Origin of the sequence: Bartonella sp. AP30XZML, assembly GCF_042195945.1 — a bacterium.
Classification (GTDB): domain Bacteria; phylum Pseudomonadota; class Alphaproteobacteria; order Rhizobiales; family Rhizobiaceae; genus Bartonella.
The window spans coordinates 1-14,880 of record NZ_JBHIPJ010000035.1 but is presented as its reverse complement, the minus strand read 5'-3'; the positions used below and the strand labels follow the sequence as shown (position 1 = coordinate 14,880).

General features: G+C 36.8%; 12 protein-coding genes and 1 pseudogene. 10 read left to right on the top strand and 3 right to left on the bottom strand.

The annotated features are described in order from the left end of the window. The first annotated feature begins 841 nt into the window (after positions 1-841). Positions 842-1,873 carry an aspartate-semialdehyde dehydrogenase gene (locus ACFIL2_RS02250; protein WP_375680063.1) on the top strand — a complete coding sequence of 344 codons (1,032 nt, stop codon included), beginning with the start codon at positions 842-844 and terminating at the stop codon, positions 1,871-1,873. A gap of 284 nt (positions 1,874-2,157) precedes the next feature. Here ACFIL2_RS02250 and ACFIL2_RS02245 read toward each other — a convergent pair whose 3' ends face one another. Further along, the gene (locus ACFIL2_RS02245; protein WP_375640766.1) at positions 2,158-2,796 is read right to left on the bottom strand and encodes an SH3 domain-containing protein; all 639 of its coding nucleotides are present in this window, start codon (positions 2,794-2,796) and stop codon (positions 2,158-2,160) included. Between the two features lie 506 nt (positions 2,797-3,302). Here ACFIL2_RS02245 and ACFIL2_RS02240 point away from each other — a divergent pair. The 4 genes and pseudogenes from ACFIL2_RS02240 to ACFIL2_RS02225 all read left to right on the top strand — a co-directional run. Beyond that, a complete protein-coding gene (locus ACFIL2_RS02240) occupies positions 3,303-4,121 on the top strand; it encodes a MetQ/NlpA family ABC transporter substrate-binding protein (RefSeq protein WP_375640768.1) in 819 nt (272 codons plus the stop codon). 48 nt (positions 4,122-4,169) lie between these two features. Beyond that, positions 4,170-5,204, top strand: a complete 1,035-nt coding sequence (locus ACFIL2_RS02235) for a methionine ABC transporter ATP-binding protein (RefSeq protein ID WP_375640769.1) — start codon at positions 4,170-4,172, stop codon at positions 5,202-5,204. Further along, positions 5,197-5,856, top strand: coding sequence for a methionine ABC transporter permease (locus tag ACFIL2_RS02230; protein ID WP_375609233.1), 660 nt, complete (start codon positions 5,197-5,199; stop codon positions 5,854-5,856). The genes ACFIL2_RS02235 and ACFIL2_RS02230 overlap by 8 nt, the downstream gene beginning before the upstream one ends. Positions 5,857-6,297: 441 nt before the next feature. After that, positions 6,298-6,596 (top strand): annotated as a pseudogene (locus ACFIL2_RS02225) (integrase); the annotation flags it as partial. Positions 6,597-6,767: 171 nt separating this feature from the next. On the opposite strand, the gene ACFIL2_RS02220 reads toward ACFIL2_RS02225, so the two are convergent. Then, on the bottom strand, positions 6,768-7,247 hold the full coding sequence (locus tag ACFIL2_RS02220; RefSeq protein ID WP_375640770.1) for a MaoC family dehydratase: 480 nt from the start codon (positions 7,245-7,247) through the stop codon (positions 6,768-6,770). Between the two features lie 163 nt (positions 7,248-7,410). Here ACFIL2_RS02220 and ACFIL2_RS02215 point away from each other — a divergent pair, with 163 nt between their 5' ends. Then, positions 7,411-8,745, top strand: a complete 1,335-nt coding sequence (locus ACFIL2_RS02215; RefSeq protein ID WP_375621599.1) for an NAD(P)H-dependent oxidoreductase — start codon at positions 7,411-7,413, stop codon at positions 8,743-8,745. 810 nt (positions 8,746-9,555) lie between these two features. Here the strand turns inward: ACFIL2_RS02215 and ACFIL2_RS02210 are convergent. Further along, positions 9,556-9,912 (bottom strand): hypothetical protein, encoded by a 357-nt coding sequence (locus tag ACFIL2_RS02210; protein ID WP_375677085.1) that lies wholly within the window; start codon positions 9,910-9,912, stop codon positions 9,556-9,558. A gap of 1,477 nt (positions 9,913-11,389) precedes the next feature. Between ACFIL2_RS02210 and ACFIL2_RS02205 the strand changes: the two genes are divergently transcribed. The 4 genes from ACFIL2_RS02205 to ACFIL2_RS02190 form a co-directional block, all read left to right on the top strand. Further along, the gene (locus ACFIL2_RS02205; protein ID WP_375633823.1) at positions 11,390-12,133 is read left to right on the top strand and encodes a creatininase family protein; all 744 of its coding nucleotides are present in this window, start codon (positions 11,390-11,392) and stop codon (positions 12,131-12,133) included. Positions 12,134-12,154: 21 nt separating this feature from the next. Next, on the top strand, positions 12,155-13,183 hold the full coding sequence (locus ACFIL2_RS02200) for a CobW family GTP-binding protein (RefSeq protein ID WP_375633824.1): 1,029 nt from the start codon (positions 12,155-12,157) through the stop codon (positions 13,181-13,183). 10 nt (positions 13,184-13,193) lie between these two features. Beyond that, on the top strand, positions 13,194-14,165 hold the full coding sequence (locus ACFIL2_RS02195; protein ID WP_375633825.1) for a WD40 repeat domain-containing protein: 972 nt from the start codon (positions 13,194-13,196) through the stop codon (positions 14,163-14,165). A 514-nt stretch (positions 14,166-14,679) separates the two neighbouring features. Next, positions 14,680-14,880 (top strand): hypothetical protein (locus ACFIL2_RS02190; RefSeq protein WP_375681676.1); only part of this gene is annotated, 201 nt, incomplete at its 3' end.

Sequence of the window (14,880 nt, the reverse complement as noted above, 5' to 3'; positions counted from 1 at the left end):
CTTTCCACTCATATGAGTCACTTAAACAAAAGGCTCTCCAAACAAGCCTAAGAATATTCCAACGCACTAAAAAAACACTTAAATATATCGAGAAAAATCAAAGATCTTATACTACCATACTCCAAATAATGATATTTTATAGCATAACAAGATTAAAGTAAAAATAAGAAATATAAAGTAAAAAATAGACACGAAAAAAATATATATAACTTTCATAGGAATTTATATATATATGGATACTTAAGTTTATCCTGTTGTGCCATAAATTCTATCATTTAAGATATGAGGATATGAAGCACGCATACCTCCTTGAAACATTCAAATGTTTTTTAGATGCCCAATATCTTTTTAAATATTTTTAGGCCTGCTTGTTGAGCCTTTAGTTTAAGTGAAAAATGGGAAGCCGCTAGAATCTAGCTGTTTACAGACTGTAATAGGAAGCTTCGCTTTTAAAGGTATAGGGAGAAAATTAAATAATTCAACAATTAACAGATAAAGTATAAAAAGATTCCACCAACGCGATACGTAATACCATCCTTAAAAAATTCAAAAGTGAGAAGGTAAACAATTGACAGAAGATAAGAAATTCACTTAATTAAAGTGTTTTCTAAAGAGATAATAGCTTAGCGTAAAATATTCAATTTTTTCAATTCTGAAAGATTAAAAGAGACGTATTATTTGAAATAAAACAATTTATTGTGCTAACAATGATGATTGGTGTGCACAAAATTGAGTTGTTGAAAATCAAAAATATAATTTAATGATGTTCCTTGACCAACTCACTCTCTCCTGAGTATAGCACGGGGAATAAACGTGGAGAGACATGAGGAGTATATAGAAAATGAGTTATAAAGTTGCAATTGTCGGCGCAACCGGAAATGTTGGTCGTGAAATGCTTACAGTTTTAGAAGAACGTGGTTTTCCTGCGCATGAAATTGTCCCTCTAGCATCACGACGCTCATTAGGACAAGAAGTTTCTTATGGAGACAAAACTTTAAAAGTAAAAGCACTGGATACTTACGATTTTTCTGACACAGATTTTTGTCTTATGTCTGCGGGAGGGAGCATTTCCAAAGAATACGCCCCTAAAATTGCTGCTGCCGGCTGTGTCGTCATCGATAATTCCTCCACGTGGCGCTATGATGCCAATGTTCCGTTGATAGTCCCTGAAGTCAATGGCGAAGCTATAAATGCCTTTTCTAAGCGTAATATTATAGCAAATCCTAATTGTTCAACAATTCAACTGGTCTTAGCTTTAAAACCTCTCCATGATGCTGCAATCATTAAACGTGTTGTTGTCTCTACATATCAGTCTGTTTCTGGAGCTGGTAAAGAAGGAATGGACGAACTTTTCGAACAATCACGCGCAGTTTTTGTTGCAGACCCAATTACATCAAAAAAATTCACTAAACGCATTGCCTTTAATGTCATTCCTCATATTGATGTTTTCATGGAAGATGGTTATACAAAAGAAGAATGGAAAATGACGGTTGAGACGAAGAAAATTCTCGATCCGAAAATTAAATTAACAGCCACTGCTGTTCGGGTCCCTGTCTTTATCGGTCATGCCGAAGCCGTCCATGTTGAATTTGAAAAACCACTAAGCGCATCTGAAGCACAAGCGCTCTTCCGCGATGCACCAGGTTGTCAGCTTATCGATAAACACGAAGATGGTGGTTATACCACACCTTATGAAGGTACCGGAGAAGATGATACCTTTATTAGCCGTGTTCGTGAAGATATCACCGTTGAAAATGGTTTAGCTTTCTGGGTTGTCGCCGATAATTTAAGAAAAGGAGCAGCATTGAATGCCGTTCAAATTGCTGAATTGCTCATTTCTCGTAATTTGATAAAGCCTAAGTCCGCAAATTAACGCCCTGTCCGAAGGACAAAGAGCCCCTAGCCGGTCCTGTCAAAAGTCCGGATTCTCTTCAGTATAACCTTCCCCAGCTGAAGGTTCATATCACCATCCTAAAGAACTGTAATCCAAGGTATTGTCAAATTTGACTCTGAATATCCTTGAATGCCTCGCCACCTTAAGTTAAGCATTGCCGCCTTAATGACATTTTACGGTACAATAGGATCAGCAGCATAAGCATTGTTTGCTTCATGCTGCTGATCCTTTTTGTCATTCCGGTTATGAAATTAACTTTACCCTTATCGAGCAGGATAGGTCACGACACGGTAACGCGTTTCATTACGTTCAAAATTTTTGTAATTGACATTATCAGGAAAGGAGGGATTATAAGCACTCACGTGCTTTACAGAAACGCCTTGTGCTTTTTGCGACGGATTTAAAATTGTTCGTTCATCCCTTTTTTTAACACCTGTAGAATCGATAATCATATCTGTTCTGTATAGTTTTTGCATATTTTTCCGTGTTTTTTGAATCGCCGGAAGAGCTTTAAAGTCGGAAACAGCCTGTTTTACTTTTTCTTTTGGCGATTTTACCATGGATTTTGATTTTGCTGGCATCTTTTTAAAAGCAATGGTAGGAACATCGTTAACATTGACGTAACGTGCAGATGCCCAACCAACTTTTCCATGATAACCAAGAGAACACCAAGTTTTATTGGATAGGCAGCCATAAATTTGCACTTTTGCTCCCATTGGAACCATTGTGATAACTTTATAAGCTGTCGCAGGGCCTGTGCGTAAAGATACCTGACCTGATGCAACACGAGCAACTGTTCCTGTAATGGTTCCAGCTTGTGCGTGAAAAGCAGTCACAGCCACCCCTGACGCTCCTAAAGCCCATAAAGTCATCATTGTTGATAAAAATTTCTTTCTTAACATTATTTTTCTTCCTCTCTTAAAACGTATGAAGGGCAAAAATTCGCCTTTGCAAAAATTTGCCGCGTTTAAATCCAATGATCAGCAACCTTTATTCCCCCCCAAAAAACCCACAACATTGCAACAAAATTTCTCTTTATCGCCTACACGAACACGGCCTTTTGATCTTGATTGCGCAGTATGTTCTTCATGAATTTACGGCTAAAGCATCATCTGATCGTCCGGTTCTTCAACCAATTGTCCCTTACAGAAGTTTTTAAAGGGGCATTGGTTCCCTCAACAAATGATTGCAATAAAAGAATTAATTATTTGAATTTCAGAGATTTTCTGAGAATGAATGATGATCAGCCCCCAAAACAACTAAAATAGAAGGAAAAATAATACTCTTTTAAAAATAAAAGTGATTGAATATTCTCTAAAGCTTGTATAACTTTAAATCTGCCTAAAAAAATACAGAGTATATTGAAACTTCCCTCAAAAAATTTCTCGAAAAAGAAAGTTAAAAGCATATGACATTAAAAATTTTTTCTCGTAGTCGGATTATAGGATTATTCCTCTCTCTCTTTGCACTTTTTTTGTCTACTGCTTTTTCCATGGCCGCAGACAAAACAAAAATCAAACTTGGTATTATGGAAGGACGGGATACGATTATTTGGAAAACAGCTGCTGAACAGGCTAAAAAAGCCGGTTTAGATATTGAACTCGTTTATTTTTCTGATTACGCTTTGCCTAATGATGCTGTTAACGCAGGAGAGATCGATGCGAATGCTTTTCAGCACGCCCCTTATCTTAATGAACAAATGAAACAACGTGGCTATAAACTTTCAATTGTCGGCTATACATTTATTGCTCCAATCGGTGTTTACTCACACAAAATAAAAGACTTAAAAGATCTTCGTGATGGTGCACATGTTGGTATTCCGAACGACCCATCTAATGGTGGAAGAGCCTTACTTCTTCTTAATTCTTTAGGTCTCATTAAGTTAAAAGATCCTCATAATATTCTTGCATCTCCACTTGATATTATCGAAAATCCTAAAAACCTGCAAATTCGTGAGCTCGATGCCGGTATGTTAGGACGAGCTATTGACGATTTTGACCTTGCAATTATAAACACAAACTGGGCTATTGTTTCCGGATTAAACTTCGAAAAAGATGTAGTCGCATGGGAGAGCGCAAAAAATAATCCTTATGATAATATCATCGTTGTACGCACGAGTGAAAAAGATGAACCATGGGTTAAAAAATTAGTTGCCGCTTACAACAACGATCTTATCCGTGCAAAAATCAAAGAGATTTTTGGCAATACCGCCCAAACATCTTGGTAATTGTGCCAAATATCTGAATAACTGTGCCAAATATCCGAGTAATTGTGAATGGAAAAACCTACTCTTATCTCCTTAAAAAACATCAGCCGTTGTTTTAACAAAACGGCTGGTGTTCGGGTAATTAATAATCTCTCTTTAAATATCCATGCTGGTGAAATCCTTGGCATTATTGGGCGCAGTGGAGCAGGAAAATCAACACTTATCCGCTGTTTAAATGGGTTAGAGAAGATTGATGCAGGGTCCATTTTTTTTGAAGGTGTTGATATTTCTAATCTATCAGAGATAGAATGGGCGCCTTACCGTCAACGAATTGGGATGATTTTTCAACATTTCAATCTTCTCTCATCGCAGAATATTCTTGATAACATTGCATTGCCACTTAAATTAAGTGGTGTAAGTAAAAAACAACGCCACAAACGTGCCCTTGAACTGATTGAATTGGTTGGGTTATCTGGGAAAGAATATTGCTATCCAGCACAATTGTCCGGGGGACAAAAACAACGCGTTGGCATTGCACGCGCTCTTGCTGCTAATCCTAAAATATTGTTATCAGATGAAGCCACCTCTGCTCTTGACCCTGAAACAACACAATCTATTCTAGAGCTCCTTGCTGATATTAATAAACACCTCAATCTCACGATTGTGCTCATCACCCATGAAATGGAAGTTGTGCGCACCATAGCGCATCGCGTTGTTGTTCTTAATCAGGGGAATATTGTAGAAGAAGGACGTGTGAAAGACATCTTTACATCACCGCAAGACGATACAACCATAGCTATGCTCAAGCTTGTAACCCCGCAACTTCCTGAAAAATTTGCGAAAAATCTCAAACCAATCGGACGAGAAGCTGTCATTGAAATTAATATTGCCGGTGAAATTGCCCAGCAGCCTTTTCTTCATCTTCTAGAAAATGAGAGTGGTTTAAAAGCACGTATTTTGCATGGTGGCATTGATACAGTTCAAGATGAAACCATCGGGCGACTCTTCTTGGCTCTTCCTGGAGAAGATAAAGAAGCTTTAGAAAAAGCTGTTCAATGGTTAACGAAAAAAGGACGATATTGTGAGGTCTTAGGCTATGTTTAATGTTCTGTCTCATGAACTTCCCCAAGCTGTTATTGATACAATATTGATGACACTTAGTGCTTCTGTTATGGCATTTATTATAGGGCTTCCCCTTGGTCTTCTTCTTCACACAACAGCACGCGGAGGGATTTTTTCCTCATCTCTCATCAATCGCCCTTTAAGCATGATCATTGACAGTATTCGTGCCATTCCCTTTATCATTCTTGCATTTTATCTTCTTCCCGTTACGCGTATTGTTGTAGGAAGAGGGATAGGAATGCCTGCTGTAATTTTTATACTGACCATTTCAGCTATCCCTTTTTATGCTCGCATGGCGGAACTCTCTTTTAAAACCGTTGAAAACGGTCTCATTGAAGCGATCCGCTCTATGGGTGCAAGTCGTCTTCAAATTATCAGACATGTTCTTATTCCTGAAGCTCTCCCTAGCCTGATTACAGGTTTTACAGTCATGGTCATTTCTCTTATAGGAGCCACCTCACTTGCTGGATATCTTGGTGGAGGCGGTTTAGGGGATATGGCAATCCGCTATGGCTACCAACGCTACAATACCTTCATCATGACCATCGTCATCATCCTTTTGATCGTGCTTAATATTACAACCCAATGGACTTCTGATAAAATCGTACAAAAACTTGATAAAACAAAACATTAAAAGACTTAGAATTTCACATGCCAATACCATCATCCTCTTTGCCACTTTCCAAGTGCACCAACCCTTGCCTATCGAAAACACTCATAAGAGATTAGAAACTTTTTTCTTAAACAGTTTTTATCTCTCCCCATCCGTTTGTAACATGAAAGAAAATAGTTTTAATGGCTTTAATATAAAAGGGGATAAAATAAGAGATCTCACAGTATGTGAAACTCTCTTTAAATTAAGACATTGGTCACGACCTTTCCCAACCTTAGATAACACATTGAATTTATAATGATAATATGGCGTTATTCATATTGAATGAGAACTCTGAATACCGTAAGATCCTCTCATTCCCAATTTGTTCCATATAGAATCAACCAAAACCTCTCGCTTGCACGTTAAAAGCGGGAAGAGACGTGTGAGTAAAACTATACAAGAAAGAAAGGCATGCCTCTTATGAATTATCTCAAGCGCCAAGACCTGTCTTAACATTGGCGGCTAGCATATAATATGATGGTGTCGGCTTTCTTCTTCACAAGCATAAAGATAGGGGTGCTCAATGGCTTTATCGTTATACTATTCACAGGCGCCATTGCGAAATGGGTGTGACGAGCGTTGAGAGATGTTGCTTTAAAATAAGCCCGTGAATTGGCAACGCAAGTATATTCCATTTGAAGCGTTCTGTTTTACGTGATGGGTATGATCCCATTAAAGAACGCTATAAACAAAAGCGTGAAGCAATGCACTATCTTCATTAGGAAACTCCTCTTCAAAACGATCTAGGAAAGATAGCAACCTGCTATGGCTATCAACGCTATGATAGCTCCACCATATCTATCATTCTATAGATTATTCTCAATATCATCATTGAAGAAACTTCTAATAGAATTGTATAAAAATTTTATAAAATAAAGCACTCAAATAATCTAGATATTGGAAGGTTTTTCTTCCACAACAGCAACAATAAGCCATTGAGCTGTAAGAGCTGGTTTTTTTAACTTTTCAATTTCCACCGTAACCCCATAATGGAAAACCACTCGACCAGAAGGGCGAATTTCTGCGTCGTCTAACACAAAATGCGCACGTATCCGTACCCCTGTTTTCACAGGACTCATGAAGCGTACTTTATCGAAACCATAATTAATCCCCATTGTGCTCCCTTCCAACTCTGGAAGAGCTTCATAAGCGAGCGTAGACAAAAGCGATAATGTTAAAAAACCATGAGCAATCGTGCCGCCAAAAGGTGTTTTTTTAGCCTTTTCCTCATCAACGTGTATCCATTGATGATCATCTGTAGCACATGCAAACTGATTAATCATATCCTGTGTAACAAGACGCCACTCCGATAATCCCACTTCTTTCCCAATAAAACTGGTGACATCTTGTACTGTTATTTTTTGCTGCATAACGCTATTCCTATTTTATTTGATAAAAGAAACCACCCCTCTTGCTTTTATAAAATCCATTGATTAGAGCATCAAGAATAAAAGATTAATTGTCTTAAAAACAAATGCACCTTATGAATGAGAAAAGTTCTTTAGCAGAATAGTTTTCAAATAGGAAAAAAGAATGGCAAGCAATGTGAACCTAACAGGTTTAGCGCATGATTTGAAACAACGTGCAGAAAACCATCCCCCCATCCGTATTGGACTGATTGGTTGTGGTGAAATGGGCACAGATTTATTATCAAGTATTGCGCATATGGATGGTATAACAGTCGCTGCTGTAGCCACGAGGACACCGTCACGTATTTTTGATGCCGCTACACTAGCCTATGGCGAAGATGGACATGTCTGTGAAGTTGAAAATACTTATGCTCTCACCCAAAGCATTGAAAAGGGTTTGATTGCAGCAACAGATGATATTAACCTTGTTTTGCGCCATGAACAAATTGATATTATCGTTGATGCAACAGGCTATCCCGAAGCAGGAGCAGAGATTGGTATCAAAGCGCTTGAGAATAACAAACATCTTGTCATGATGAATGTTGAAGCAGATGTTACAATTGGCGCTTATCTCAAACATGAAGCAGAAAAACGAGGGCTCATTTATACACTTGGTGCCGGCGATGAACCTACTTCTTGTATGGAACTCATAGAATTTGTTTCAGCCCTTGGACATAAGATTGTTGTAGCGGGTAAAGGAAAAAATAATCCTCTGCGCTTTGATGCTACACCTGACGCTTACGAAGAAGAAGCATTCCGGCGTAATATGAATGTGCGCATGTTGGTTGAATTTATTGATGGTTCCAAAACGATGGTTGAAATGGCAGCCATTGCCAATGCCACCGGACTTCTCCCCGATTGCCCAGGAATGCATGGACCACGAGCAGCGCTACAAGATTTAAACAAAGTGCTTATTCCAAAGCAAGATGGGGGCATTTTACAGCAATATGGTGTTGTAGATTATTCAATAGGTCAAGGTGTTTCACCAGGTGTCTTTGTCATTGCCGAAATAGCACACCCACGTTTACGCGAACGTATGGAAGATTTAAAAATTGGCCAGGGACCTTACTTCACCTTTCATCGCCCCTATCATTTAACAGCAATGGAAGTTCCCCTCACCTGCGCACGTATTATGCTTTATGGCAAAAAAGATATGGTCCCTCTTAGCCATCCCGTAGTAGAAGTCTGTGCTGTTGCTAAAAAAGATTTACATCCAGGTGATCAGCTAGACTTTATCGGTCTTTATACTTATCGTGCTTGGATAATGAACATCGCAGAAGCACGCGCTCACCACGCCATTCCTTGTGGTCTTTTAGAAAAAGCAACAGTAACAGCTGCAATTAAAAAAAACGAACTCATTACAGTACATAATACTGCTATTCGTGAAGATCAATGGATTGCACGTCTTCGTGCTAAACAAGACCTTTTACTTCATTGCCCTTCTTCCGCTAAGCTATAAATACTCCTGAATTACCTTACTTAACAGTATCCTTCCCTTAGGCAACAGAATAACCCAGAATACACTTCTATCGCAAATACAGGTTTATGTTTTAATAAAAGCATTTTCCAACGATGCACATTACCACTTTCCTCTCACAATATGTCCCGTAAATGCGACAGTATAAACCACTCCATGAGATGGCATAAGATTCATTGTGTATTACTATCTTTACTCTATAAAGATACAAACCAGCACCATCATTTATTTGCCAATACTACAACAGTCCTTGAACCTTAGAGATAATTCATAAGAAGAATTTTTACTCTTTTTTTTAAATAATTTTGTCCATACACGAACACAACTTGTTATACATAAAAAATACTTTTGATGTATTTAACATAAACAAATTTGAATGATAAATAATAATTTCTCATTTTTCTTATTACATGAGAGCCATGGATATAGGGATATTTTTTATTTTATCCCCTTATGAAAGATAAAAAAATTTAAAAAGGATAAAATATACCTTTGATGAATAATCTTCATATGAGAAAAGGCAGACAATATTAAAAGACTGATAAAGATAGTAAGTATACTAGCCTTATTACTAGAAAATAATCATAAACTGTAAAAAAAATCAGGTTACACTAATTTGTAAAAAAAAACATAAATGTAGGATCTTGAACTTTAATAATGTTAATAAAAGCTACATTTATTATTAAGAGTAGTGATTTTATTATCTATTGCAGTATAAATAATTTAAAATATTTATTTTTTTAAATAATGAAGTGAACAAAAAAATCCTCGACTCTGTCGATGAGTTTTCTACTAAAGTGTACTGAATATTCCAAAAAGAGATACAACAGCACCTAATACATCCCCAATACATAAAGAAGCAAGAAGTGATAAAATACCTATCCCCCCCCAAAAGGCTGAACCTGAAAAGGCAGCAGCTTTTTCAGCTTTCCCTAAAGCAATAACATCTTGTTCCTCAACGCCTTGAATAAAAACTCTATCCACAGCTTTAATAGCTATATTTTTTTCTAGTGTAGGAATAGTAATTGCTATTCTATCTTTAACTTTATTTTTTACAAAACTTGCATTTCCCTCTATAGTTTGTACAAAAAAAAGAATAAATAGTGTAAAAGTAAATGAACATACACGATTTTTAAATATTTTAAACATAGCTTTCTTTGCTCCTCTTTTTCTTCACTGAAAAAATGAAAGAATATTCACATATATAAAAACCAAAACTTATATTTAATCATTTATATAATTGCACATAATAAAATATTATATGTAATTTTGTTATTATAACATAACACATTATGTATTATATGTAAAGATAAAAAACAATAAATGATAAAAATAATTTATTCCTTTTACACCATAATAAATCAAGATACTAACAGTAATATTATTTTGTCATTTTTATTGCTATAATTAAAAATAATAAGAATTTGTTAAATTTCTTATTATAAGAAATATTACGAAACAAATTAATTTAAAAAATTATATAATAGAGCTTTTATAAATAATTTAAAATGTAATTAATTTTAAAGAACTATAAAATTTAAAACTGCCAATATAATGATATATGATTGTCTATTATTTCAATAAACATAAAAATGAAATAGTACTTAATGGATTTTTATTATATCACTTATCAGTAATATTGAAAAATAAATTTGATAGCGAATAAAAACTTGATCTAAAACAAATCTATCCTAATAAAACAACCTTAAAATAGTGTACTCATTTTCTATAAAATAGGTATAAAAATGTAAAAAAGCAATTAAGAACTCTATTTTAAAATGGAAAAGACATTAATAAAATGATTCTCAACTTTTACTGATATATAAAGAAAAAAATATCGCATAGCATCTTCAAAGAGGTAATTCAGCCCCTTTTATCTCATACAGCATAAAGAACACAAAATATTGACTTTCAAACCTAACAAAACAAACGCATAAAATAAGTAAATCTATCAGATTTACAAAAACATTATAAGCAATACTAGAGCTCCAACAAACTACCTAAAATTAAATAAAAAGAGAATCATGAAAAATGAAATGATCCCAAAAATACTGAAAAACAACTTTCTTTCTTAATTTTCATAAAAGTTATTCCATATTTTTCGTCAATATTGTAGAGCGCAGCCTTATTTATATTTTGAGTAATTATATTTACTCTGTATTAGTAAAAAATAATTCTCTTTGAAAGAAATTTTTGGCAATATTCACATAACTGTCTGCAATTTGTGCAAAATAAATAATAATAAAGAATTGATCAAATGCTTTAAATAAAAGGAATAGATAAACTTACTAAAAAATTACATATTTCAATAAATAATGAAAATATTTTTCATTATTTGATGTATAAGAATTTAATATGTATGAATATTTACTTATTAAAAATTAGAATATACATCAGAAATAATTACAAAAGATAACTATCTTGAGAAATATTGCCTCATATTACAGAAAAATTGCGTTGGCTTTGCTCAATAAAAGCTTCTCTATTTTTAACAAAGCTCTCATTTTTATGCATCCATATGTGATGTAAAAAGACGCCTATTTGCGTTTCTCTTATAGATAGATTAAATAGTGACAGCACCTTCGATCACTTTGTCTATGTTAACTTCTCTTTTAGGCAATAATTTATGGTATCTAACAGGCCTTTTCTCGCTCTTTTACCTTTGGGCGCACACGAATATCACGGAGAGCACCTTCCTTTCGAAACCGACTGGATTATAGCTGAAGCTTTTGCAAAAGCTCTCACTTTACAAACAAAAGAGCAGTTTCATATCGCACTTTTACCGGTTGAAAAGATTGGCTATTCTATAGAACATATGGATGTTACAGGTACACAAACCCTTACCTTTTCTGATGCGATTAAGCGATGGATAAAGATTGGTGAAAACTGTTATCACAAAGGGATCAACCGTCTTCTTCTTCTCAATGCTCACGGAGGAAATTCACCTTTAATGAGCATTGTTATCACCGAATTACGAAGGCGCCTTTCCATGCTCGCTGTAGCAACAAGCTGGAGCCGTTTTGGTTTACCACAAGGTCTCATGGAGCCATCTCAACAACATCTTGATATCCATGGAGGCTTTATCGAAACCTCTCTCATGCTCTATTTAGCACCAGAAAAAGTCCATATGGAAAAGGCAGAAAATTTTCATAATAAACAAGCGGATATGATTGCCAATTATCGGTATTTACGTGCTTATGGTCCTCATGCCTTTGGTTGGACAATGCGAGATCTGAACACGCAAGGTGCAGCAGGAAATGCAAGCAAAGCAACACCACAAGCCGGTGAAGCAATCTTTTCTCATGTTCTGTCTCAGCTTCGTGATTTACTTGATGATATCAATCGATTTAACATAAACACATGGCAATAAAGAACAATAAAAGGTCTCTCCATGGAAACGATACACCCCAAAAAACTTCCCGTTACGGTTCTCACAGGCTATCTTGGTGCTGGGAAAACCACCCTTCTCAACCGCATTCTCAATGAAAATCATGGCAAACGTTATGCCGTCATTGTCAATGAATTTGGTGAAATTGGTATTGATAATGACCTGATCATTGAATCAGACGAAGAAATTTATGAAATGAATAATGGCTGTGTTTGCTGCACCGTGCGTGGTGATCTCATTCGCATTCTGGAAAGTCTGATGCAACGTTCTCATCGATTTGATGCGATCATTATAGAAACGACAGGGCTTGCTGATCCCGTTCCCGTAGCACAGACCTTTTTCATGGATGATACTATCCATGAAAAAACAGCTCTCGACAGTGTCATAGCAGTCGTTGATGCAAAGCATTTTCCCTCTCAATTAAAAACAAGTCGTGAAGCTGAAGACCAAATTGCTTTCGCGGATATTATTCTTTTAAATAAGATTGATCTTGTCACCCCACAAGAACGCAGCCATGCTGAATCCCTTATTCTGGCCATTAATCCTCGCGCTATACTCTATACAACACAGCGCACCAATATCCCTCTTGAGACACTCCTTAATCGTGGTTTTTTTGATCTCCAACGGACTCTCGATCATGAACCTCATTTTCTCGATCACGAACATGCACACCAACATGCCAACCATGTGTGCGGTCCCGATTGTCATCATGACCATCATCACGCATCCACCATTCATGATATTACCATCACTTCTGTAAGTTTAAAAACAGATGCTCTGCAACCAGAAAAGTTTTTCCCTTGGATCCAGCAGGTTACACAGCAACAAGGGCCTGATATCTTGCGTCTTAAAGGCATTATCGCCTTTCAAGGAGACGATGATCGTTACGTCATTCAAGGGATACATATGCTTCTTGAAGGACAACATCAACGCCCATGGCGTGAAGATGAAAAACGAGAAAGCCGCCTTGTCTTTATAGGACGCTCTCTTGATGCTGAAAAATTAAAAACTGGTTTTGAAAATTGCGCATAAGTGAGTGATAATGCCAAACATTACCCATTATGATCTCAAAAGTTACTGCCTTTCCTGCGGTTTTATAGGCAATAAACCAGCCTTTGTTTCCGTAGAAGGTTTCATTGTTTTTTTTAATCCAACCCCACAAATCGTTGAAGTTCACCAAGGAATAATTTCAAGCCATTTTTCCCATGACAATACCGCGATCATCACCGGTGGAGAAGATGGAAAAGTCTGTCAAACAACCGCAGCAGATCACACGGAATTGTTAAGCCAAAAAGAACGCAAATGGATAAACAACGTTGCTTTTGGTCCACAAAAAGCTTTTGCTTTTTCCTCTTCACGCCTCGCATTTGCGCATATTGGAAAAGAACGACAAGAGCTCACACATGAACGCAGTGTAGAAGGCCTTGCTTTTGCCCCAAAAGGTTTGCGACTTGCCGTTGCCCATTACAATGGAGTCACTCTTCATTGGTTATCAACGCAAATATCTCCCACCACATTGGTATGGAAAGGAGCTCATTGTAGTGTCACCTTTTCACCAGACAACCGCTATGTCATTTCCACCATGCAAGAAAACGCCTTGCATGGCTGGCGTCTCACTGATAATCAGCACCTCCGCATGAGTGGCTATCCAAGCAAAGTCAAAAGCTGGTCTTGGAGCGCAAAAGGAAAATGGCTAGCAACATCAGGTGCCTCTGCCGCAATTGTTTGGCCCTTTCATACAAAAGATGGCCCCATAGGAAAAACACCACTAGAACTAGGCACACGAGCAAATGCACTTGTTAGCACCGTTTCATGCCACCCAAACAAAGAAATTGTAGCAATAGGCTTCAATGATGGAATGATTTTAGCGGCACATTTTCATGATGGAAAAGAAGTCCTTCTAAAAGGTTGTGGGAAAAGCGCTATCTCAGCACTTAACTGGGATCAAGCAGGGCAAAACCTCTCCTTCGGTAGCGAAAATGGTGAATGTGGTATAATCAATATCGCTGATTAAATTACACCGACAAGCGCAATTATCGCCTATAAAAAATGCCCACACAATCCTCCAGAAATCTTATCCCCGTGCATCTCCAGAGCTCTCAGAAATCCTATCTCCCTAATCTCCCCCCCAAAATCTCCTAAAATCTTCGTAATCATTAAATCTTCCCTCTTCCTTTCCTCCCCCCCTTTAGACAAGAAAATACCTTAAACATGTTTTTTGACCTTTTAACATTGCTACCCCCATACAAGAATAAAAACATCACCCTCAAGACCGCCCCCCATCTCCCTATAAACATCTATATAGGCTACATACTTCCACAAAAGCATTTTTCTTAAAAATTTGGCAAAAAATAGCTGATATCATCATTAAAACAACGATTTATTCCTACGATCAGAAGAAGGGAATGCAACACTATTTTCCTAAATAAAAAATTTTTTGATTTCCCCTTCTAAAGGGCAAAGTTTCCTACGAGCAGCCTTCTACACTTCAGTTTCTTGCCTAGAAAATTCCATCTAATAATCATTTCATGGAGCTTCTATTACCGCCCTCTGTTACGGTATCTCCTTCATCTCCGGATTCTGTTCCTTCTCCTTCTGCCCTTGTTAAACCAAAGCCTTCTGGGTCTTTTGCCCCTGTTAATCCTTCGTCTAATCTCTCTATACCGCTTGATGTTCAGTCTAATCTCCAAATTAGAGCGGTTGTTCCACAGGTTCCAACTTATCTTCTT